We start from the raw sequence: 24268 nt of genomic DNA on the forward strand, positions 1-24268 counted from the left end.
CATGAGGGCGATTGGCATTATTTTAGCAGGCGGTAGCAGTAGCAGAATGCAGGAGCTCTCCAAGCGCAGAGCGGTTTGTGCTATGCCGGTGGCAGGTTTTTACAGGAGTATTGATTTTGCTCTTAGTAACATGACCAACTCACACATTCAGACAGTTGCCGTATTCACACAGTATAACGCAGGCAGTCTTAATACACATCTTAGCTCATCCAAGTGGTGGGACTTTGGACGTAAACAGGGCGGTTTGTATGTATTTACTCCGGCAGTTAAGGCATCAGGAAATCTCTGGTACAGAGGAACAGCAGATGCAATAGCACAGAATCTTGAGTTTCTTAGAAGTTGTCACGAACCATACGTGATCATCACATCAGGTGACTGTGTATACAAGATGGATTACGCTAAACTGCTTGAGTACCATATTCAGAAGCAGTCAGATATCACAGTTGTTTGCAAGGATATGCCTGCAAGCATTGATACAGAGAGATTTGGAACTATCCGTATGAACGAGGAGAGCCGAATCGAGGAATTCGAAGAGAAACCGGTTGTATCAAGATCCAATACGATTTCCTGTGGTATCTATGTGATCAGACGTAGACAGCTCATCGAACTCATCGAGAGAGCTGAGGCAGAGGAGAGATACGATTTCGTTAGAGATATTCTTGTAAGATACAAGGATATGAAACGTATCTATGGCTACAAGATCAAGGAGTACTGGAACAATATCGCATCAGTTGAGGATTACTACAGAACCAACATGGACTTCCTCAAACCTGAAGTACGTAACTACTTCTTCCGCGATTATCCGGGAATCTACACCAAGGTAGTAGACCTTCCACCTGCCAAATACAACGTAGGCGTTAACGTCAAGAACAGTTTGATCTCCAGTGGATGCATTATCAATGGTACTGTAGAAGACTCATTGATATTCAAGGGGGCGTTCATCGGAAATAACTGTTACATCAAAAACTCCATAATACTTAATGATGTGTATATCGGGGATAATTCACACATCGAGAATTGCATTGTTGAGAGCCACGGAACCATCCAGGCTAACTCTTATTATAAAGAGGATAACGGCATCAAAGTTGTCGTCGAGAACAATGAAAGATACGTACTGTAACAATTGACAGCTTCAGTCTAACTAACCAAGAGGGGGTTACCAAATGAAGATAACAGATGTTAGAGTAAGAAAAGTCACCAAGCAGGGCAAGATGCGTGCAGTAGTTTCAGTTACTTTTGATAATGAATTTGTAGTTCATGACATCAAAGTGATTGAGGGCGAGAGAGGTTTATTCATTGCAATGCCCAGCAAGAAGTCAACTGATGGAGAGTACAGAGATATTGCACATCCTATCAACTCCGATATGAGAAAGGTCCTTCAGGACACCATATTGGAAGCTTATGACAAGGCTGCTGATGAAGCTGCAGAGGGGGATTCTGCAGAGGCTACAGTAGAGTAAGCGTATATAATTAAATAGTAAATAATAATTTGGGGGCTTAGATTTCTGAGCCCCCTTATGTTATTATATTGCAGAGCCGATTATATAATTACGCAGGGGGCATTATTATGCATCCGGCGCATATACGCATGCCCTTAAATGGGTAGATTTGGGGAGACGGGGAAGTTGGCAGATATGTTTGAATTTTTTAAAAAGATATTTGGATCAGGAAAAGAGAAAGAAGAGGAAACTGGTAAGATGTATATTATTGCGGGACTTGGTAACCCGGAAAAGAAATACTTTGGGACAAGACATAACGTGGGCTTTGCTACAATTGATGCCCTTTCAGATAAATATGGAATTGAGCTTACAGAAACTAAATTCAAAGCTGCATTTGGCAAAGGAAGAATAGGAAATGACAGAGTCATTTTAGTTAAGCCCCTTACCTATATGAACCTGAGTGGTGAGGCTATTAGACCTATCTGCGATTACTTTAAGGTTGACTCCAAGGAAGAGCTCATAGTTATCTCTGATGATGTAGAACTTGATGTTGGAAATATCAGAGTTCGTCCTAAGGGAAGCGCCGGAGGACATAACGGGCTTAAGAGCATTATAGCTCAGCTTGGACACAGTGAGTTTAACAGAGTCCGTGTCGGAGTTGGCAAGAAGCCAAAGGAATGGGATATGGTAGACTGGGTTCTTGGTACCTTCCAGGGTGAGGATGCAGTTTCAATCAAGGAAGGAATTGACAGAGCAGTTGCTGCAGTTGAAGAGATCATGGCAGCCGGTGTTGATTCAGCGATGAATAAGTACAACACAATTAAGAAAAAAGAGTCATAAGCTATCTGTTTGTCTTTTTATATGAGGAAAGAATATGCGAGCTATTCAAACTCCATTAACCGAACTGAGACAGTTTCAGGAAATAAATGAATATTTGGATAAACCCTTTGCCTGCGCTGAGGTTACAGGCTGCGTCGATTCGCAAAAGCTGCATTTTATAGACAGTATAGGAGCAGGCTTTAAGTACAGGATAATAGTAACCTACTCAGACCTGAGGGCAAAAGAGATATATGAGGATTACAAGTTTTATGACAGGAATGTCACAGTATATCCCGCCAAAGACCTTATCTTTTACCAGGCGGATGTCCACAGTAATGAGATAGTAAGACAGCGTATCCGCACCATGAGAAGGCTGTTGGAAGGAAGGCCTGTTACAGTAGTAACTACTTTTGCAGCGTTGATGGCCCCTCAGATCAGACCGGAGATTATCAGGGATAACATTCTGGAAATAGATAAGCACAAGCCTATCGATGAAATAGAGATAGCAAAACGTCTTACAACCATGGGGTATATCAGGAACTACCAGGTCGAGGGTCCGGGCGAATTCTCTGTTCGTGGTGATATTGTGGATGTCTTTGACCTGACGGAGGAGAATCCATTCCGTATTGAACTGTGGGGAGATGAGATACAGTCCATCAGAAGCTTTGACATTTTATCCCAGAGATCTCTTGAGAAGCTTGAATCTATCGAGATTTATCCTGCCTCTGAAATTATTCTGACTGAGCAGCTTTTGTCTGAAGGAATGGACAGGATCCAGGAGGATACAGATAAAAGAGTGGAGCTTCTTCGCTCTGAGTTTAAGACCAAGGAAGCTCATCAGCTCAAGACTCAGACCGAGGAACTGCGAGAGCAGCTCTTTGAACTTAAGTCCCTTGTAAATCTTGAGAGCTACATAAGATACTTTTACCCGGATACAGTTACAATGCAGGAAATGTTCCCCAAGGGAAAGAGCTGCATTTTCATAGATGAACCTCAGAGGGTTCAGGAGCATGCCTGGGCGGTAGAGACCGAGTTTAAAGAGAGTATGACCCACAGGGCGGAAAAAGGATATACGCTTCCGGGGCAGATGGATCTTCTTTATTCCATAGATAACTGTATTGCAAGAATGGGAAATGGAAGAAGAGTGCTGATTTCAGCGCTTCAGATGCCAAAATCACAGAATCTTTTTGAACCTGAGAAGACCTGGGATATAAGGGCAAGGAGTATAGCCCCTTATAATAACAGCTTTGAGTCACTTGTTTCAGATCTTAAAAAGTATGTTAAAGAGGGCTACAGAGTCCTGATACTATCCGGTTCAAGAACAAGAGCTAAGAGAATCGTAGATGATTTAAGGGATAACCTTGTCACAGCCTTTTACAGTGAAGATCCTGGACGTGTCCTTAAGCCCGGAGAGATCATGACCTATTATGGGAGGATACTTAAGGGCTTTGAGTATCCTGAGATAAAGTTTGCGGTAATTGCAGAGAGTGATATTTTCACAGAGCATGTCAAGAAGCGCAAAAAGAAGAAAAAGAGCGAGTATCAGGGCGAGAAGATATCAAGCTTTTCAGACCTTAAGATTGGCGACTATGTGGTACATGAGGACCACGGCCTTGGAATTTACAGAGGCATAGAGAAGATTGAAACAGACCATGTTGTAAGGGATTATATCAAGATTGAGTATGGAGATGGTGGAAATCTCTATGTTCTTGCAACAGGCCTTGGTGTTATACAGAAATATGCATCAGGCGGAGATGACAGCGAGACTACACATAAGCCCAAGCTTAATAAGCTTGGAAGCGTGGAGTGGAGCCACACTAAGAGTAAGGTCAAGGCAGCAGTTGAAGAGGTAGCTCAGGACCTTGTAGAGCTCTATGCAAAACGTCAGGAAGCCAAGGGACATCAGTTTAGTCCGGATACAGTCTGGCAGCAGGAATTTGAGGATGCATTTCCGTATCAGGAAACGGATGATCAGCTTACAGCCATAGAAGATACCAAACGTGACATGGAGTCTGGCATCATCATGGACCGACTGGTCTGCGGTGATGTTGGCTTTGGCAAAACCGAGATTGCCATAAGAGCAGCTTTTAAGGCAGTTCAGGATGGCAAGCAGGTTGCTGTTCTCGTCCCGACGACTATCCTTGCGCAGCAGCACTACAATACTTTTTCCGAGAGAATGAGGGACTTCCCGGTAAGAGTGGACCTCATGTCCAGATTCAGGACTGCAGCCGAGCAGAAGAAAACTATAGTAGACCTTAAAAAAGGTCTTGTAGATATTGTAATAGGAACGCACAGACTTTTATCCAAGGATGTTCAGTATAAGGATCTTGGACTTCTGATTGTAGATGAGGAGCAGCGTTTTGGCGTAACCCATAAAGAAAAACTCAAGACATTAAAAGAAAACATCGATGTACTGACGCTCTCCGCAACGCCTATTCCAAGAACACTTCATATGTCACTTGTGGGTATCCGCGAAATGAGCGTTCTTGAGGAAGCTCCTAATGACAGAATGCCTATTCAGACTTATGTTATGGAGTATAATGACGAGCTCATAAGAGAAGCTATAGCAAGAGAACTTGCCAGAAACGGCCAGGTTTACTATGTTTACAACAGAGTAAATACTATTGCTGATGTTGCCGCTCAGATACAGAAGCTTGTCCCTGAGGCTAACGTTGCTTTTGCCCACGGACAGATGAAAGAGTCAGAGCTTGAGCGTATCATGTACGATTTCATTGACGGAACTATTGATGTTCTGGTATCGACTACAATTATCGAGACTGGACTTGATATTCCTAATGTAAATACCATGATCATTCACGATTCCGACAAGATGGGATTATCACAGCTCTATCAGCTCCGTGGCCGAGTTGGACGTTCCAACAGAACTGCTTATGCCTTCCTTATGTACAAGAAGGATAAGATGTTAAAAGAGGTAGCGGAAAAGAGATTATCTGCTATCCGTGAATTCACAGACCTCGGCTCCGGCTTTAAGATTGCCATGAGAGACCTTGAGATCAGAGGTGCCGGAAGTCTTCTTGGAAGAAAACAGTCAGGACATATGCAGGCTGTAGGATATGATCTGTACTGTAAGATGTTGGGAGAAGCAGTCAGACACAAAAAGAGTGATGATACTGACGGGGATTATACACTTGATGATATCAACACCAGTATTGACCTTGACGTAAGTGCCTTTATTCCGGATAACTACATCCTTAATGAGGAGCAGAAGCTTGAGATATACAAGCGAATTGCCAGCCTTGAGAATCAGGGTGAGTGTGATGATATGAAGGACGAGCTCATAGACAGATTCGGAGAAGTTCCGGAGACAGCGATCAACCTTCTTCGCATATCTCTTTTGCGAACAAGAGCGCATGCGCTCTATATTCCGGAGATCAAGGGCGGAAACGGCAAGATTGAGATAAAGATAAGTCCAAATGCCAAGATTGATTCCGGCAAGATTCCGGGATTTGTCGCAAGCTACAAGGGCAAGATGGCCTTCCATGCTGCCGGAGTGCCGGTTTTTGTCTATACTTATGACAAGGACAAGAATCCGACCAAGGCAGAACAAAAACTCCTTGCAGATACGGAGGATATTATTGAGAAGATGCAGGGACTACTGCTGAAACGATAAACAATGATATCATGGAGCAATTCGTATATCATATTATAAGAAAAGAGTTTTGTATAATTAGTCGACAGGGGAGAGTAACATGAAATATAAATGTCTGGTCTTTGACCATGATGATACAACAGTTAACAGCACTGCAACCATACATTATCCCAGCTTTGTGGAGTACATGAAAAGGTATCATCCGGAGATCAATTATTCTTTGGAGGAATATGTTAAATACAACTTTTATCCCGGAGTATTGGAGTTTTTTAAGGAAATGTGCGGGCTTTCAGATGAAGAAATGAAAGAGGAAGAGATTTTCTGGTATGAGTATGCCAGAACTCATGTAGCAGATGCTTTTCCGGGGATAAAAGAGATAATGGAGCGCCAGAAGGCTGAAGGCGGCTATATTGCTGTAGTGTCACATTCTTACGCTGAGAATATCCTAAGAGATTACGAGCATAACGCACTTCCAAAGCCTGATATTATCTTTGGATGGGAGCAGCCTCTTGAGGAGAGAAAGCCGGCTCCCGTTCCGATTTATAAGATTGAGGAAAAGTTTAACCTTGAGCCAAAAGACATCCTGATGATCGATGATCTCAAACCAGGCCTTGACATGGCAAAGGCAGCAGGTATCGACTTTGCCGCTGCATGCTGGTGCTTTGATATTCCTGAGAATGAGCAGCATATGAGAGCAAATACACCTTATGTTTTCAAAAGTGTAAGCGAATTTGCAGACTTCTTGAATTGAACTATTTAAAAGGTGTTCATCTACTGCAGATTTTATGTGGATATTATAGAGACATCAAACTGGTTATGTAATGTATTAGTAAGTAACTTGGTTAGATGATTGGTAGCGACTATGGATACGGGGAAAAAGAATTACACTTACATATTGGAGTGCGCCGATGGCACCTATTACTGCGGCTGGACGAATGACCTTGAGAAAAGAGTTGAGACGCATAATGCCGGAAAAGGTGGTAAATATACCAGGGCAAGGACTCCTGTTAAGCTTGTGTACTATGAAGAGTTTGAGACCAAAGAAGAAGCTCAGAGCAGAGAGTGGCACATTAAGCAGCTGACGAGGAAACAGAAGGAACAACTGATCAGCACCGGACGATGAAATCATGTGACTATAAAAGAACCAGAATTAATCAGTAATGATTTGATTAATTCTGGTTTTACTATTACTGCTTAAATACTCCCGGTCTTGGCTTGTTAACTTGAATAAAGTGATTTCTCTCAAGGTTGTGCAGAAGAAGGAGTCTTACTTCACCCACGTATTCAGGTTTGATCATAAAGAAACAATAAGTCTCAATAAGAGAGAAGAGGTTGGCAGTTCTTCCTTCAATCTTGAAATTGTTGATTCCCATTGGAACATATTTTTCCCAGATAAGTTCAGGAGAAACGAAAGTGCAGTAATCCTGGATTGTGTAGAGATTATTCTTATCTCCGTATTCACAGGTCCATGGAATGATGTGCTTTTTCTTTTCAGGAGGAAGAGTCTTGTTCTCACGCATTATCTCCTGATTAAGAGCTATATTCTTGTAGTGATCGCCGCGTCTCTTACAGTTAGGAACGCAGAGGGCGTTTATCAGAACTTCGAGCTTTTCCTTGTGCTGAAGGCCTTCGATGATATCCCACTGATTATTCATGTTGTAGTCAAGAACGACGTATTTATAATCCTTCTCCAGCTCTTTATTCAGAGTATCAACATCCCTGATCTCTTTGCAGGTTGTGGAATCTATCTTGTAGGAAGGGTAGTTCTTGCGGATGTATTCTTCCAGAATCGGGGAAAAGACAAGTACTTCATTCTTGCCATTATCTCCGGCCTTCATGCAGAAATTGCAGAATTCATCATCAAGATCTTCTTCCTTGATAAGCGGATTAGTAAAAGTGAAACGAACAGGAATTCCCTGCGCATTAATACTGCTGATGACATGCTTAACAAAGCCGGCATCGCACTGGTCATCAGTTATAAGACGTCCCCCGTTCCAAAGAGAAAATGGGAAACACCCAAAAAATGAAGCAATTTCAACACCCTCTCTGAAATAATGTGGATACTGCTTCATCATGTTCAGCCAGAACATGTTCAGCGGGTAATTGTAGCGTAACCCCGGTAAATGAAACTTAACTTTAGACATTAGAAAACCTCCCGGTGCGTGTGAAAACTTCAGCTGATCTATTGATATATCACATGCACCACCCCAATAAATAAAACTACTGCTTGCAATAAGATCAGCATAAATTAGTATAACAGTTTGAGATTAAAAAAGACACCCAAGCACTTGCAAGGGTGTCTTAATAATTGCTCATTTACGAAGCAGACAAAAAACAAATATATGAATGCTCATATTAGTAAGTGTGCTGAAAAATGCTACATATCACAGCAGGTGAGCTCTGAGCTCTTCGCCGCTCTTATCTGAAAGGTATGCCGGTGGGATATCAAGGATTGTCTTGCATCCCTTCATGCCCTCATCCTGCATTCTCTTAGCTGCTCTAGCAACTGCTACAAGAACGCTAGTGGTAAACTCAGGGTTAGAATCAAGCTTGAGGCTATATTCAATGATGTGGTTGTGCTCTTTGTTAACACCAGTCTTACCGCTTCTGAATACGAAACCGCCGTGAGCCATTCCGCTGTGGTTTGTAAGGAGCTCTTCTTCGCTGATGAAGTGAACTGTTGTATCATAATCAGCAAAATAGTTAGGCATCTCCTTGATCTCTTTTTCTACAGCTGCAGCATCTGCACCTTCTTCGAGAACTACAAAGCATTCTCTTGTGTGCTTCTGACGAGTTGTAAGCTCAGGATTCTGGCCGCTTCTAACTGCCTCAAGAGCTGCGTCTACAGGAATAGTGTACTGCTTGGCATTCTTAACACCCTTGATACGACGGATTGCATCTGAATGTCCCTGTGAAACACCCTTGCCCCAGAATGTATAGTCATTGCCATCAGGAAGAATAGCATTTGAGTAAACTCTTGCAAGTGAGAACATTCCTGGATCCCAACCGCAGGAAATAACAGCGATCTTGCCTGCCTCTTTTGCAGAAGCATCAACATTTGCAAAGTGCTCAGGGATTCTTGCGTGAGTGTCAAAGCTGTCAACAACATTGAAAAGCTTAGCATACTCAGGAGTCTGAGTAGGAAGATCTGTAGCACTTCCTCCGCAGAGAATCATAACATCGATCTTATCAGTCCAATCTGCTACATCATTAACAGAAACAACCGGTACGCCTGCTGTCTGTATCTTGAGAGAAGATGGATCCCTTCTGGTAAATACTGCAACGAGCTCCATATCAGGGGCTTCTTTTACAGCAAGTTCAACACCTCTTCCGAGGTTACCATATCCTAAAATTCCGATTCTAGTACTCATCTAAATTCCTCCTCTGGGCTGATCTTTATCAAGTCCATTATTCGATTATACGGGAGCTTGTTTCGCATTGCTAACAGCTCCAAATTAAACAGATTATAACACAAGTTTTTTTACATAAAAAGAGTTTTGTACAATCCAATGTACAAAACTCTTCTGCAGTTTCCTTAATAAATAATGTGTGATGATAATAACTGCAAATTATTTACTGTAGCTTTCGCGGATGATAGTAACTGCAAATTATTTACTGTAGCTTTCGCGGATGATAGTAACTGCAAATTATTTACTGTAGCTTTCGCGGATGATAGTAACTGCGAATTATTTACTGTAACTTTCGCGGATGATAGTATCTACAACTTCTTCCCTGTACCATGACAGATTTTTGCGATCAAAGATTGCAAATTTTTCGCCCTGCTGATCATAGATTCCGTTGTCCCACCAAAAGCAGGGGATGCCTCTCTTAGTTGCTGCTGAAACATAAGATTCAGTCCATTTAACAACTTCGTCTGTATTCTCATTTTTATTTACAGCGCCGTATTCTGTTAGAAGAACAGGAATGCCTTCTGATATAAATGTTGAGTCGAGACGGTACATAACCTTGATAATGTCTCCGTTGTGACTTCCGTCCCATTTAAAGAGCTCCCAGCTCTCACCACTTTCGTAGGTGAAAGCATAAGGCTCATAGGCATGTATAGCAACACCGATATGCTCATCTTCAGGGATTTCAAGAGCAGTGATGGCTCCCGGAAGATGTGAATCTCCATAAGTGGTGATAAGGAGAAGTCTTTTTTCATTATTGCCGCCAGTGGCGCGTACTGTATCAACAAAAGACTTATTGAGTCTGTTCACGAGAAGTCTTTCGCTGTAAGTTCCTCCATTCCATTCGTCTGCACTTCCCTTTATTCTGGGCTCATTAAGTCCCTCAAATATCAGGTGGTCTCCGTAATCCTTGAATCTCTCGGCAACTTGTTTCCAAATGGCAATATTCTCTGCATCAACAGCTTCAATATGCTCTTCGTCAGGAATTCTCCAGGATTCCTCGTGGTGGGAGTCTATCAGAACGTACATGCCATCATCAAGAGCGTAGTTAACAACTTCCTCAACCCTGTCCATCCACTCCGGATCTATAGTATAGTCAGGGGCTTCACTTACGTGATTTCCCCATGTGACAGGAATTCGGATGGAATCAAAGCCTTTTTCGCATACTGCATCTATTTGCTCCTTGGTAACCATAGGATTGCCCCAGCTTGTCTCTGAGGAAAGCCCGGCGTCGCCTGTAGCTTCAAGTGTATTTCCAAGATTCCAGCCTGCTGTCATCTCAGCCACTAGCTCTTTTGCAGAAATATCACGCATCTCATCGCTCCTCTCAGTAATACCTTTGATTTCTATAGGAATATCTTCTTCAATTGTTGATGATGTGTTAGCGGATTCAGAGGTAGCCTCTGTTTCTGCTGTATTATTAGAAGTATCTTCGGTAGTATTGTCAACACTGCTGCTTGCAGGACCAGCCTCTGCGATAGCGGAACTACTAGCTGCAGAGCCATTTGCTTTATCGGCCTCTGAGGAATTGCCACATCCAACAAGTAAACCTGCGGCTATCATTGGTATCATTAACTTAGAAACTAATTTGAGTTTGTGCATTCTATACCTCACTTTCAGCATGAATTCTGTATCTTTCAAGATGGACATTATCTTCTTCTAAGAATACTGTTTCAATGTACTCGCCGCCATTTGCCAGGATTACTTTCCTGCTGGCCTCATTGTCTGGAAGGCAGCTTACACTAATTTCATCAAATCCAAAGCTACTTAGGAAATCGCAGGCTTTTGCCAGCATTTTAGTTGCGTAGCCTTTTCTTCTTTCTGATGGACGCACGCTGTAGCCTACATGACCTGTATACTTTTTCATTCTGTCGGTAAGAACATTGTGAACCTGCATGCAGCCTACCATTTTGTGGTCGGATTTTCTGATCACCAGAATAACGTTGCCCCAGGCTCCGTGTTCATCTGCTTCCCTGCTAGGATTAGACCACCCTTTGCAGTGCTCAATAAAGTCCTTAACATCTTCATGTTTTTTCATAGAAAAGCACCCATCGAAGCTTGAGCCTGCTTCTAGCATTTCTTTTCTATAGGCAACAATTTCGTCTGCAAAATCCATTGATGGTTCGGCAAATAAAAGATCCTGTTCTGTATCCTTTCCCGGAACGTACTCTAGAGAAAACTTCTCGCATATAACCCGCATATCTTCGGTAAAAGAATTTTTTGTTCCCTCAAGTTCCTCTTCAAAAAACTCTTTATGCACCTCTCGCCAGTACTGTAAAGACCTGTTACCTTCGCCCTCTGCGTAAGCGTGGAAAGGTGTTACCTCATTGAAGGGTCTGACATATACATCATAATCTCTGATAACGCAGACTGCTTCATCATTACCATCAAGTATTACACTATAATCCCCAATCTTAGGAAGTTCATCTAGTGCATCTTCTAATTCATATTGGTCATAACTACTTGCTGTTCCGAATTTAATTCCTTCTTTTACAAGATTAGCAAGCTTATCTGCAATATTATCTCCTGAGCCTCCAAAGCTCCACGCCTCATAAGGAGTGTTAATATCTACATTTTTCTTTGAGCAAAATTCTGCCCATAGTTCTTCAGCTGTCATAATTGTGTCTCCATATCTGTAGTGTTGTTATGCCGGTTGTAGGCAGCTATTATTTGTATTGTTATCGCTCGAAGCTAGCATTATTGAGCCTTTGCCCTTGTAATTTTATCAGATTTATTCGCTCTTGTGTATTTCTGGGATATAGAAAGATTGAAAACTTGAGAAGTTTCGGTGCTTAAAAAGAATGTCGTAAGCGCTAATGGAGGTTAAAAAAGTTCTGCGAGCATGGGCTAGTAGCGTGGATACGCGAGTACAGACCTGTGTATCCTGCTATAGATCATGCCGCAGAACTATCGTCTAATCAGTGGAGAAATTCAATACTCTTAAGGGAGGCGTTTCCTGTGCCGCAGTATGTCAGATACAGTGCATGAACCCCGGTGAGAGGTGCGTCAAACGTGCATTCATTTGATTCCCACATATTTGAATTTACGCCGTGAATCTTACCAAGAACCTCTCCATCAAGAGATGTTCTAACCTCGAAATCTCCGTCAAAGTAAGCTCTGGTCTTGATTCTAAGACCCGTAGCTCCCTTAACATCAAAATACTTAAATCCTACAGTAGTGCCATCAACGATAGCCTTGATATATCCCGGATTAGCATCTCCGTCAGCACCTTCCTGAACTACCCTTGGAACAGATGACTCAACATAAGCCACATGCTCTTTTGTGAAGATATTGCAGGCAATGTATGAAGGATACTCGCCGACATCTGAGAGAGGACCACCGTTAAGACCACAGGATGTGATCTCAACCTGCTTGATCGAGCCATCTGCCTCAAATTTGATCTTCTCTGCGCAGCCCTGACGGCTGAACCATGTTCCATTTGTATGTCTATGGTAAAAGATATACCAATCATCACCAATCTGAACAATACTTCCGTGGTTGTTAGCACCGTAAGCTGTTGCATCATCAGCTTTCTTGTAGCTGTCAATTCCGCGGTCACAGTTAGAGACAATCACGCCGCCATACTTGTAAGGGCCAAGAGGATCCTTGGAAGTTGCGTAGCACAGCTCATGGCAAACTTCAGAAGAATAGATGAAGTAATATGTGTCATCGTGCTTTCTGATAGAAGGAGCTTCAAAGAAGGCATGATTTTCATATCCGGTTCCTTCACTATAGCAGTTACCCGGAGCAACGAACTCGGGAGCTCTTGTAATCGTGAACATATCTTTATCAAGAACAGTAAGCATAGCGCCATGTCTTGATTTATCGCCCTGTCCGCAGAAGCCTGTGAAAAGATATGTCTTATCTCCTTCAGTAAGTACACCTGGGTCAAACTGAGGCTCATCGCCTTCTTTTTCGCCGAGTCTTGTTCCATCCTCATAGTGGACATAGCCATAGAATTTAAATGGTCCATTAGGAGTATCACTAACAGCAACTGAAACAACGCATACTCTGTCGAGGACATAATACAAATAGTAGCGTCCGTCGGGACCTACTGTTACATCAGGAGCATACAGGCACATGCGGCCTTCCTTATTAAGAGGATCTGCAGTCTTAGGATAGATAACTCCCTCGTAGTGCCAGTTGCCAAGATCATCAATAGGAGCCGACCAGGTTACATAATCGCCAAGGCAGAAGGTTTCACCCTGCCACAGATCATGAGAACCATACACATAAACACGGTTGTTAAATACATAAGGCTCTCCGTCAGGAATATATTCCCAGGATGGAAGATAAGGGTTAACAGCCTGTTTCTTGCTGCCTTGTCTGATTCCGCCCTCGAATTTAGGCCTTGCACCATTTGAGAGAAACTCCATCTCATAACGGTTATCGACTTTGTATGGAGCCCATGCAGGGAGAGAAGCCTTGTCTCTGCAGACATAATCTATGCCAACTTTTTCTGGAGACAGTTCGTCAATTGAAACCAAATTATCGCAGTCCCAACCTGTAACTGCACTTCTGTGAACATTCTCATAGTTCTCGCTTCTAAGAAGGAAGTCATTTCCACCATTATTATTAGGGTCACCGGTCTTAATGAAATTAGCAAAATAGTCACACATCTGCCTTGCAAGATCTAACTGTTTGCCTGTGTAGGGACGTGTGCATTTATCCAGCGAACCAAAGAAAAACCACAGATCGCAGGAGTGGAAAGTGCCTGGGTAGCTGTCGCCTGGATTTCCGTCTCCTGGGATTTCAGGATCAAATCTATAGTAATAGAACTTCTGTGAAGGCGCATTCTTATCGGCGGCTTCAAAAACAGTTTTGACAGAAAGCTCAACGCTGTTAACTCCTGCAAAAGAAAACTCATCAGTAGTATTTCCGGCAATAACAGGAACGTCAGCACATTTCCTGTCAATGAATAGCTGTACCGGGTCACCTTCACAAAATGAACCATCCTGAATAGGGAACATTCTTGGATGATCCTTAACAAAACGGTTGTAGCCGTCAAATACTTCTTCCTGAGAAAGAGCTCTGGCTTCTTCAAGGCTCTTTACTCCAAGACTTTCAAAGAACTGAGCACCGAGATCTTCAGCCTTTTCAAGGTTCAGAGGCTTAAAGATATCATCCTTTGGATCAGCAAGTCTGATGATTCCGCTAAAGATAGCAGCACCTTTTATGAGTTTCTCATTGCCTTTATGTGTTAACTGATGCATTACACTTGATCCACCTGCAGACTGGCCGGCGATAGTGATCTGATCAGGATTTCCACCAAAGGCGGCAATATTGTCGTGAACCCAGTTAAGACCTGCACACTGATCCATAAGACCAAAGTTTGCTGGAGCATCCGGAGCTTCAGCAGTAATATCCTTGTGAGCAAGGAAACCAAAACAATTGAGTCTGTACGCAACACTCACAACTACGATGCCTCTTTTGGCAAGCTGCTCACCGTTAAATTCCATTTCTGATGTATAGCCCCACTGGAATCCGCCGCCAAAGTACCATACAAGAACAGGAAGCTTTTCGCCTTCTTTTTTGGCAGGTGTCCAGATATTGAGATACAGGCAGTCTTCAGAAAGAGTGACGCTTGGATCTACATGCCATTCTCTGCAGTAGATATCTGTTCCCATGCCGGGTCTGTCCTGATAGGAAATAGGACCGAAATTGTAAGCATCAAGAACTCCATCCCAGTCAGGACATGGCTGAGGTGCACGCCACCTGTTTTCGCCAATTGGCTTGGCTGCAAAAGGAATTCCCTTATATACAGTAATTCTGGGATCAGTTCCGGCAAGGCCTCTCACCTTACCATTTTTAACAGTAGTTTCTCTTAGCATTTGTATTATTCTCCCCAATAAAATATTTGCTATAAAACATCAAAATAACATAATGCAATTCCTCGAATTATCAGTATTCATGCTGATTACTCAATATAAATGTATCTTTTCCCATAAGCTCTATCCACCGAATTCTTGCTACATATTCTCGAATCTTTGCTAAGTTGCAGGTTATCTGTTATTTCCTAAAAATTGCGTTTTCTTTTTCATGATTTGCTATCTTTGGGCCTTTCGCAATTTGCGATATTAAATCAGCAACTTTTTGGTGGATAAGGTTAGTTTGTAACCTTTATATTTTTAATACCCAAACTGGTGAATGTGGAGAAATTCTGTAAGCCTGTTGGAAGATTTAGCATTACTTGAGAAAGTGTCAAGCCAATTATGAAAACAATGAACTACGGGAGGTATGGGCAATGAAGAGCCTGACTAGAACTATTAGTGCAGCATTGGCTGCGGGCCTTCTGATCACTGGCTGCGGTTCTCATGGAGAACTAATAGAAACAAAAGCAGAGGAGACTGTAGAAATGAAAAGCGATAATATTACAACTGTAAATCCTGAGGAAATCTTTCAGGATATCAGCGTTCAGAAAAGTGCTAAGCCAATAACCGATCATAACCCGGTTATGACTCAGAGATATGGCGCTGACCCATATGCACTTGTATACAACGGAAGAGTATATCTCTACATGACAGGAGATAAGCCTTCATACAATGCAGATGGTTCGGTAAAAGAAAATACATATGGCAATATCAATACAATATGCGTTATTTCATCTGATGATCTTGTTAACTGGACTGACCACGGAACAGTATATGCTGCAGGAAGTAAAGGTGCAGCGAGCTGGGGACCAAATTCATGGGCGCCTGCAGCAGCTTACAAGAACATAGATGGCAAGGATAAGTTCTTTTTATACTTTGCTAATAACGGAAATGGAATAGGAGTTCTCTCATCAGATTCACCGGAAGGACCTTTCGTTGATGAGATTGGAGGCCCGCTTATTTCTAGAGAAACACCAAACTGTGCAGAAGTAACATGGCTCTTTGATCCGGCAGTCCTTATGGATGATGGCGGTTCAGCCTACATTTATGTTGGTGGCGGAGTTCCTTCTCCTGACAAGGCCTCAAACCCGGGAACAGCAAGAGTATGCAAGCTTGGCGAAGATATGATGAGCCTTGATGGTGATCCTATTGCAATTGAAAATGTTGACTACCTGTTTGAAGACTCAGGAATCAATAAGATCGGTGATACTTACTATTATTCATACTGCTCAAACTTTAATGTAACTCCGGAAGCAACAGCAGAGCTTGGCTTTGAATCAGGCGAAATTGTTACAATGAAGTCTGATTCACCTATGGGACCTTTTGAGAGATGTAACGCAGTTCTTAAGAACCCTGAGAGATTCTTTGGCCTTGGCGGAAATAATCATCATTGCATGTTTGAGTTTAATGGTGAGTATTACATCACATATCATTCAAGAATTCTTGAGGAAAAGCTTGGAGTTAACGGCGGATATCGCAGCACTAATGTAGATAAACTTGTAATTAATGATAATAATGAACCATCCAAGAGCACAGGCACAAGAGCAGGTGTTCCACAGCTTAAGCCTTTCGACCCCTATACAGAAGTAAAGGCTGTGACACTTTCAAATGCTGCCGGTATCAGCACCAAACAGTACGGAGAAAGTGCTGTAAAGAGCGGTTCAGGAGACATGATCCTCACAGGAATATCTGACGGAGCATGGACAAGCGTTTCAGGTGCTGACTTTGGATCTGATGGAGCAAAAGAAATAGAGTTTACTGTGGATGTTAAAGAGACAAATACAGATAGCGACTATCGCGGAGCTATCAAGGTATGTCTTGATAGCCCATCAGCAGAGGCTGTTGGCTATGCTGTTATTCCAAACGAAAAAGCTGATGGAGTAAAAGCTGTTGCAGAATTTGCAGAGCCTGTAACCGGCGAGCACAGCGTATACTTCGTATACGCAGGTGAAGCATATGACGTATATTCCTGGATAGCACGATGAGCGAACTAGCTTTTAAACGCATGTCGAAGTCAGGCGCAAAATAGAAAACAAAATAGAAAACAAAATAAAAAACAAGATAGAAATCCAAGTAGAGCAAAATGGAAAGAGCGATGGCAAGTGCATGATCTAGAATACATGCAAATATCAATTCTAGCTTTTAAACGCATGTCGAAGTCAGGCGCAAAATGAGAATAAGCCTGTAGATATGTAAATTTGCGAATCATTCGGATTGAGTGAATAATTCATTAGTGAATAGAAAATCGGTTTGGATTCCTGTTTTGGGTTCATCTGATTTTGAACCATAGGAATTCAAACCGATTTGATATTTACAATGAATTTACACGAAAACGACGTGAGCAAATTTATATATACAGGCGAGAATCACTTTGCCACCTTGGCGGAGACATCACCTTTTTCTTTACCAAGACCCCCTGAGAATAATGAACGATACTCACCAGGTGTGCAACCCTTTTTGAGCTTGAAGGTTCTGTTAAAAGTAGAAATGCTTGAGAATCCGGACTGCAGTGCTATATCAGTGATTGACAGATCATCTCTTGTCAGAAGCAATTCAGTTGCCTTGATCCTCTGGCCGATAAGGTAATCATAGAAAGTACATCCCATGTATTCCTTGAACAGCCTTGAGAAGTGGAACTTGGAGAAACCGCTGTAAGAAGCAGCATCTTCAAGAGTTATATCATAAGCATAGTTTTCGTCGATATAGTCAATAACTGTATTGAGCTTCTCGAAGTATTCTCTTCTCTTAACAGGTGTAGACTCAGTGAAAAGATTGATCTTGTTGAGCTTATACCTTGAGAGGATAGTCATGATCTGGAAGAGATGTGAATAAATAGAAAACTCATAGAACTCTGTTTTCTGGAAATACTCGTTCCAAATCTGAGAAAAAAGACCCATTATTTCATTATATATAGGAGCATAAGTTTCAGGAGTGATATGAATACAGTCATTGAGCATATTCATAAGTCCTGAGTAGCCTCTCATTGATGAAAAGAAGTCTATATCAAAAAGACATACATATCTGCTTCCTGAACTTGGAGCGTGCAGATAATGAGATTTTCTCGGTGGAATAAAAACAATTTCTCCGGCCTTGACCCTGTGTATTTCTCCCTCGATTTCTACATCGTAATAATTATCGATTGGAGCGATGATCTCCAGGGCGTTGTGCCAATGAGACGGATAGTCATAAGTCTGTTCGTTATACCAGATTCTGATCGAACTATCCTTAGGGAAAATAGATTTCTCATTATTACCATCAAGTACACGGGAACTGAAATCAGTGTTCTGCTGGTAATAATCCAAAGTTACATTGCTGCCTGATTGTTTGACCATTGTGATTCCCTCCCTTAAATCAAATAACAACTGGTAGCGGTGACGATACTCAATATGAGTATTGCGCAATATCATGCACCCCATTTGCTAAAATATTGCGAACGCTATTACAACCATAAATAACCACACTGTCAATAATTGTCTATAAAATAATAACATTTTCTAAAAAATCATTCTTATCAAATATTGCTATTCCTAATCAATTAATGCTCACATTAAATAAACGACGTCTAATTTTAGGCTGTCATTTTGTATAAAATGCACAAAAAAGACACCGCATTTTTTGACTGTAAAAAGCAACATCTGCAAATAGTCAGGCAAAAATTGGTAAGCGACAGCCGCCCAAAGCCTTTATGCTTATACTTGTCGATGGGGGTCGATGGTAGCAAGTTTTGAGTATTAATTACTGGGAGGCAAAAAGAAGTGTATAAACAGGGCAGATCTTTAGTTGCTGTCATGGCAGCTTCAGTGATGCTGACGCTTACAGCCTGTGGGGGGACCACGGATCATCAATCAGCGGCGGTATCGGAAGCGGAGAGCATTTCAGCAACGTCAGATAATTCACTTAACAGTACTTCCACAGAAGAATCGAATAAAGATGTAACGGATGCATCATCAGAATCCAGTTCGAGCGAGCAGGAGGGCGATGAGGACAACGTGCCGGCGCTGAGAGATTGCGTTGAACAAAAGATGGGATGTCGGATCGGTTGTGCGATCACAGGCAAGGAACCATGGGACATTCCATTATGGAATCTGGTCACAACACATTTTAATGCAGTTACTCTTGGAAACGAACTCAAACCGGATTCACTTTTCGGATACAGCAATGGAAAATGTCCGGGAACACAGGAAGCTGAGCTTAACGGAGAAACAATAATGGTTCCGGTCCTGAATTTTGATAATCCGGAAAAGATACTTAATAAATTCGTTAAGTGGAATGAGGTACATCCGGACAGGGAGATAAAAGTCAGAGGCCATGTACTTGTATGGCATTCACAGACACCTGAATGGTTTTTTCATCAGGATTACGACAAGACCAAACCATATGTTTCCAAAGAGGAAATGGATAAGAGACAGGAGTGGTATATAAGAGAAGTCCTTACTCATTTCACCGGAGAGGATAGTCCATATAAAGATCTTTTTTATGGATGGGATGTTGTCAATGAAGCAGTTTCAGATGCAACGGGAACTTACAGAACTGACAATGAGAATCCAAACGAAGACCTCTCAAATGATACACATGGTAATAACTCCAGCTGGTGGCACGTTTACCAAAGCGAAGAGTTCATTATAAATGCATTTAAATACGCCAACAAATATGCTCCGGCAGATCTTGAGCTGTACTACAACGACTACAACGAGTGTATGGCCAAGAAGAGAGAGGGAATTGTAGCTCTTTTGAAAGAGGTCAAGGAGCAGGAGGGCGAGCCTGGAACAGGAACCAGAATAACAGCGATGGGAATGCAGGGACATTACGGAGTTGATTCTCCTTCCTACACAGAGGTCGAGACATCTGCCAAGGCCTACGGCGATGTAGTAGGAAACATTCAGATCACAGAATGGGATCTGAGCTCCAGTGACGACTACGATGGCAGTCCTGAAGCTAAGGAAAAAGAATATGAGAAGATGCGTAAGACATACAACCTTCAGTATTATGCACTTCAATCAGTTCAAAACTCCGGTGTGAATGTGACAGGTATTACCTTCTGGGGAACAGTTGACAAGTATTCATGGCTGCAGCACAGATCTACAGTAGGCGGTGGCAGTAACAAAGAAAAAGCACAGTGCCCACTTCTGTTCGATGATCTGTACAAGCCAAAACCTGCATTTTGGGTTTTTGCAGAAACTAACTAAAGGACTTAAAAATATGAATAAGACTTTACAAAAATTATTGATCGTACTTGGTATTTTGGCGGCAATCATTTGCCTGTGTCTTGTTTTGACAAGACGAGAGAAAGCAGACTTCCATGATAAATATGAAGGAGTTGATCTTTCACAGGAAGTTGAAGGCATGGAAAGAGTAGGAGCCTATACAGGGTATATAAACGAACATCAAAAGGATGCGCACCCTGCAAACGATGTAAAGGTTGACCTCTTTGACTATGAGTCTGAAGGAACAGTCAGAGTTGAAAAGGCTGCTACTGATGACAAGAAGGATGCTCTTTTTACTGATACCGGTTCAAAGGTTACATGGAACGTAAATGTTCCACAGGCCGGAATGTACAGACTCTTCATTGATTATAAGATCACAGAGAGCAGAGGAGTTCCTGCTGAGAGAACTGTAATGATCAACGACGAGCTTCCATTTGAAGATGCCAGAAACATTTCTTTCACAAGAATGTGGATGGACGGTGGCGATGTCAAGGTTGATAACCAGGGCAATGAAATAAGACCTCGTCAGGTTGAATACTTCGGTTGGCAGAAAGCTTACTTCAAAGATGATATGGGATTTGTTGCTGAGCCTTATGTATTCTATTTTGAAAAGGGCGACAACAAGCTTACATTTATAGCTGATAACGAGCCGATGCTTCTATCTAATGTAGAACTTAAGGCGATCAAGGATAAACCTACTTACGAGGAATATCTTGCAGCTCAGCCACAGAACGCAGGATCTGATACAGCTGCAAAATTCAATTTGGTGGTACAGGGCGAGGATTCGACTCTCAGATCTGAGTCCTCCTTATATGCTAAATACGACCGTTCCTCGCCAACCACAGTTCCTAACAGCGTAACAACAACAGTTCTTAACTACGTTGGTGGAGAAGCCTGGAGAAGTTCAGGCCAGTGGATTGAGTGGAACTTTGAAGTACCTGAAGATGGTTACTACAACATCATGGTAAAAGCAAGACAGAACTACTCAAGAGGATCTGTATCAAGCAGAACAGTACTTATCGATGGAGAGGTTCCATTTGCTGATCTTTCTGAAATCGCTTTTGATTACAAGAACGATTGGGAGTGCAAGGATCTGGCAAGTGAGGACGGAACTCCATTTAACTTCTACCTCACAAAGGGACAGCACACAATAAGACTTGAGGCAACTCTTGGCGGAATGGGTGGAATCCTTGAGGAAATGGAAGATTCTACTTACAGACTTAACCAGATTTACAGAAGAATCCTTGTATATACAGGAGCTTCACCTGATGTATACAGAGATTATCACATTGATACAACATATCCTGAGATCATGCAGGCAATGGAACTTGAGTCCAAGAGACTTTACAAGATTGTTGATGACATGGTTGAGTACTCAGGACAGATGGCAGATAACATCGCCACAGCTCAGACAATAGCACAGCAGCTTGAAAGATTCTGCAATAAACCACAGAAAATTACTACAGAGTTTACAACATTTAAGGATAACATCACTTCACTTGGTACTGCTTCACTTAACTTAAGTGAAACTAAACTGGATGTAGATTACATCGTAGTTTCAGGAACAGATGTTACACCCAAGAAGGACAAGGCAAACTTCTTTACAAAGACAGCACATGAGATCAAATCTTTCATCGCATCCTTCTTTGTAGATTACAACTCAGTCGGTGATGTATATGATGAAAAGTCTTCTGATCAGGTAGTCAAGGTTTGGGTACTTACAGGACGTGATCAGGGAACAATCTTAAAGACAATGGTTGATGATGATTTTACTACTTCAACAGGAGTCAAAGTTAACGTAGAGATCGTTGATCCGGGCGCACTTCTTAATGCAGTACTTGCAGGACGTGGACCAAACGTAGTTCTCTCAGTTGGTGCAGATCAGCCGGTTAACTACGCACTCAGAGGTGCAGCAGAAGATATTACACAGTTTGATGGCTGGCAGGAAGTAATGAGTCACTACTCAGAAAGTTCTTATGAACAGTACAGATTAGACGGACACATTTACGGAATTCCTGAGACACAGACCTTCAACGTAATGTTCTATAGAAAAGACGTACTTGAAGAAATGGAACTTGAAGTTCCAAATACATGGAAAGAACTTATTGAGCTCCTTCCTACAATTCAGGGTAACAACCTTTCAGTAGGTATTCCTACAGCAGCAGGAAGTAGCGGAGCTGCAGCAGCATCTACATCAATAATGTCAAACGCACCAGACCTTTCAATGTACTTCGCGCTTCTCTATCAGTACGGTGGAGACATGTACAATGAGGAAGGAACCAAGACAACTGTTAACACAGAAGCCGGTGTGGCAGCATTTGATGATTATGTAAGATACTTTAATGATTATGGTATCCCTACAGTATATGACTTCGTAAGCAGATTCCGTTCAGGAGAAATGCCAATAGGAATTGCTCCTTATTCTACTTACAACACACTGATGGTTTCAGCACCTGAGATCAGAGGACTTTGGGATTTCACTCTTATCCCTGGAACCTACAGAAAAGATGCAAATGGCAAACAGTATCTTGACAGATCAGACTTTATCACAGGAAGCGCAACAATGATGATCAAGACTGATGATGAAGCTCTCAGACTTGCTTCATGGGAATTCATGAAGTGGTGGGCTAAGGCTGATACACAGGTTAGATTTGGTCGTGAGATCGAAGCTCTTCTGGGATCATCCGCAAGATATGCAACAGCAAACAGAGATGCATTCGCAAATCTCTCCTGGAGTACAGAGGACATCAAGGTTCTTGATGAACAGTGGGATAACACAGTAGGAATCAGAGAGGTTCCCGGTGGATACTTCACTGGCCGACATATTTCCAATGCGATCAGAAAGGTTATAAATGAAAAAGTTGATTCCAGAGAAACAATTATCGACTATTCAATCCTGATCGACGAAGAGATCAAGAAGAAACGTATCGAATTTGGTATGCCGGTTGACTAAAGAACAAGTTTATTGGGAGATAAGGTGATGAAGGAATATCTTCAGAAGTATTTTACACTTCGCAAACATAATATAAACGTAGCCTGGAAGAAGGCCAAGAACCGTAAGATGTGTTACCTCTTCCTGGCACCATATGCAATACTGTTCACGATGTTCTATGTGTTCCCTGTAGTAGCATCTATCTACTACAGCTTCACATATTACAACATACTTGAACCTCCTCGGTTCATAGGATTGCAGAACTATATCTCTCTGGTTCTCCAGGATGATATCTTTCTGATAGGCGTTAAGAACACGTTGATGATAGCTCTGATCACAGGCCCCCTTGGATATATTCTATCCTTCCTTTTTGCCTGGCTCATAAATGAGCTACCCGTATGGATCAGAAGTATCGCGGTCATCGTGTTCTACGCCCCTTCCATTGCAGGTAACTGCTATGTAATCTTCTCTGTTTTCTTCAGAGGTGATGCATACGGATATGTAAACGCATTCCTGATGAATCTGGGAATCATTGATACAGCAAGGTTGTGGCTCATCGATCCTAAGTACATGCTTCCTATATGTATGATCGTTATCCTCTGGATGAGTTTGGGAACCGGATTCCTTTCATTCGTAGCCGGACTTCAGGGTATCGACAGATCAATGTTCGAAGCCGGATACATGGATGGAATCAAGAACAGATGGCAGGAGTTGTGGTTCATCACTCTTCCCAGCATGAAGCCAATGCTTATGTTCGGTGCAGTTATGACAATCACTTCCTCTTTCGGTGTTGCAGATGTAACAATGGCTCTTTGCGGATATCCTAGTACGGACTACGCTGCACGTACCATCGTAACACACCTGTTTGACTATGGTTATTCAAGATTTGAAATGGGTTATGCCTGTGCAATAGCTACAATCCTGTTCCTTATGATGATACTTTGCAACAAGGCAATCCAGAGTCTGTTAAGGAGAGTTGGTACTTGA

At 42.2% G+C, this 24268-nt stretch carries 16 protein-coding genes; 10 read left to right on the top strand and 6 right to left on the bottom strand.

Annotated features, from left to right (window positions below; translation table 11 throughout):
* Position 1 precedes the first annotated feature (1 nt).
* From glgD to BPR_RS01545, 6 genes are all read left to right on the top strand, one after another.
* Positions 2-1120 carry a glucose-1-phosphate adenylyltransferase subunit GlgD gene (glgD, locus tag BPR_RS01520; protein ID WP_013279696.1) on the top strand — a complete coding sequence of 373 codons (1119 nt, stop codon included), beginning with the start codon at positions 2-4 and terminating at the stop codon, positions 1118-1120.
* 43 nt (positions 1121-1163) lie between these two features.
* Positions 1164-1460 (top strand): septation regulator SpoVG, encoded by a 297-nt coding sequence (gene spoVG, locus BPR_RS01525; RefSeq protein WP_013279697.1) that lies wholly within the window; start codon positions 1164-1166, stop codon positions 1458-1460.
* Positions 1461-1697: 237 nt separating this feature from the next.
* Positions 1698-2279, top strand: a complete 582-nt coding sequence (gene pth / locus BPR_RS01530) for an aminoacyl-tRNA hydrolase (protein WP_026662889.1) — start codon at positions 1698-1700, stop codon at positions 2277-2279.
* Between the two features lie 34 nt (positions 2280-2313).
* Positions 2314-5889, top strand: a complete 3576-nt coding sequence (gene mfd, locus BPR_RS01535) for a transcription-repair coupling factor (protein WP_013279699.1) — start codon at positions 2314-2316, stop codon at positions 5887-5889.
* A gap of 79 nt (positions 5890-5968) precedes the next feature.
* On the top strand, positions 5969-6619 hold the full coding sequence (locus tag BPR_RS01540) for an HAD family hydrolase (RefSeq protein ID WP_013279700.1): 651 nt from the start codon (positions 5969-5971) through the stop codon (positions 6617-6619).
* A gap of 111 nt (positions 6620-6730) precedes the next feature.
* Positions 6731-6991: a GIY-YIG nuclease family protein gene (locus BPR_RS01545; protein ID WP_042256334.1), complete on the top strand. Its 261-nt coding sequence runs from the start codon at positions 6731-6733 to the stop codon at positions 6989-6991.
* A gap of 64 nt (positions 6992-7055) precedes the next feature.
* Here the strand turns inward: BPR_RS01545 and BPR_RS01550 are convergent, their stop codons facing one another.
* The 5 genes from BPR_RS01550 to BPR_RS21555 form a co-directional block, all read right to left on the bottom strand.
* A complete protein-coding gene (locus BPR_RS01550) occupies positions 7056-8012 on the bottom strand; it encodes a hypothetical protein (protein ID WP_013279702.1) in 957 nt (318 codons plus the stop codon).
* Positions 8013-8252: 240 nt separating this feature from the next.
* Positions 8253-9239, bottom strand: a complete 987-nt coding sequence (locus BPR_RS01555; protein ID WP_013279703.1) for a diaminopimelate dehydrogenase — start codon at positions 9237-9239, stop codon at positions 8253-8255.
* A gap of 315 nt (positions 9240-9554) precedes the next feature.
* Complete coding sequence (locus BPR_RS01560) at positions 9555-10847, bottom strand: glycoside hydrolase family 5 protein (protein ID WP_143754318.1); 1293 nt, start codon at positions 10845-10847, stop codon at positions 9555-9557.
* Between the two features lie 31 nt (positions 10848-10878).
* Positions 10879-11892, bottom strand: coding sequence for a GNAT family N-acetyltransferase (locus BPR_RS20270; protein ID WP_013279705.1), 1014 nt, complete (start codon positions 11890-11892; stop codon positions 10879-10881).
* 301 nt (positions 11893-12193) lie between these two features.
* A complete protein-coding gene (locus BPR_RS21555) occupies positions 12194-15106 on the bottom strand; it encodes a carboxylesterase family protein (RefSeq protein WP_013279706.1) in 2913 nt (970 codons plus the stop codon).
* Positions 15107-15519: 413 nt separating this feature from the next.
* On the opposite strand from BPR_RS21555, the gene BPR_RS01575 reads away from it, so the two are divergent.
* The gene (locus BPR_RS01575) at positions 15520-17130 is read left to right on the top strand and encodes a glycoside hydrolase family 43 protein (protein WP_013279707.1); all 1611 of its coding nucleotides are present in this window, start codon (positions 15520-15522) and stop codon (positions 17128-17130) included.
* A 381-nt stretch (positions 17131-17511) separates the two neighbouring features.
* Here BPR_RS01575 and BPR_RS01580 read toward each other — a convergent pair whose 3' ends face one another.
* Positions 17512-18477, bottom strand: coding sequence for a helix-turn-helix transcriptional regulator (locus tag BPR_RS01580; RefSeq protein WP_143754243.1), 966 nt, complete (start codon positions 18475-18477; stop codon positions 17512-17514).
* Between the two features lie 423 nt (positions 18478-18900).
* On the opposite strand from BPR_RS01580, the gene BPR_RS19425 reads away from it, so the two are divergent.
* Genes BPR_RS19425 through BPR_RS01595 form a run of 3 tightly spaced genes read left to right on the top strand, consistent with a single transcriptional unit; the run spans position 18901 to position 24268 of the window.
* Positions 18901-20331, top strand: a complete 1431-nt coding sequence (locus tag BPR_RS19425; protein WP_013279709.1) for an endo-1,4-beta-xylanase — start codon at positions 18901-18903, stop codon at positions 20329-20331.
* Positions 20332-20344: 13 nt separating this feature from the next.
* Positions 20345-23302 (top strand): extracellular solute-binding protein, encoded by a 2958-nt coding sequence (locus BPR_RS01590; RefSeq protein ID WP_013279710.1) that lies wholly within the window; start codon positions 20345-20347, stop codon positions 23300-23302.
* A 27-nt stretch (positions 23303-23329) separates the two neighbouring features.
* Entirely contained in the window at positions 23330-24268 is a 939-nt protein-coding gene (locus tag BPR_RS01595; RefSeq protein WP_013279711.1) for a carbohydrate ABC transporter permease, read from the top strand.

The organism is Butyrivibrio proteoclasticus B316, assembly GCF_000145035.1.
Taxonomy (GTDB): Bacteria; Bacillota; Clostridia; order Lachnospirales; family Lachnospiraceae; genus Butyrivibrio; species Butyrivibrio proteoclasticus.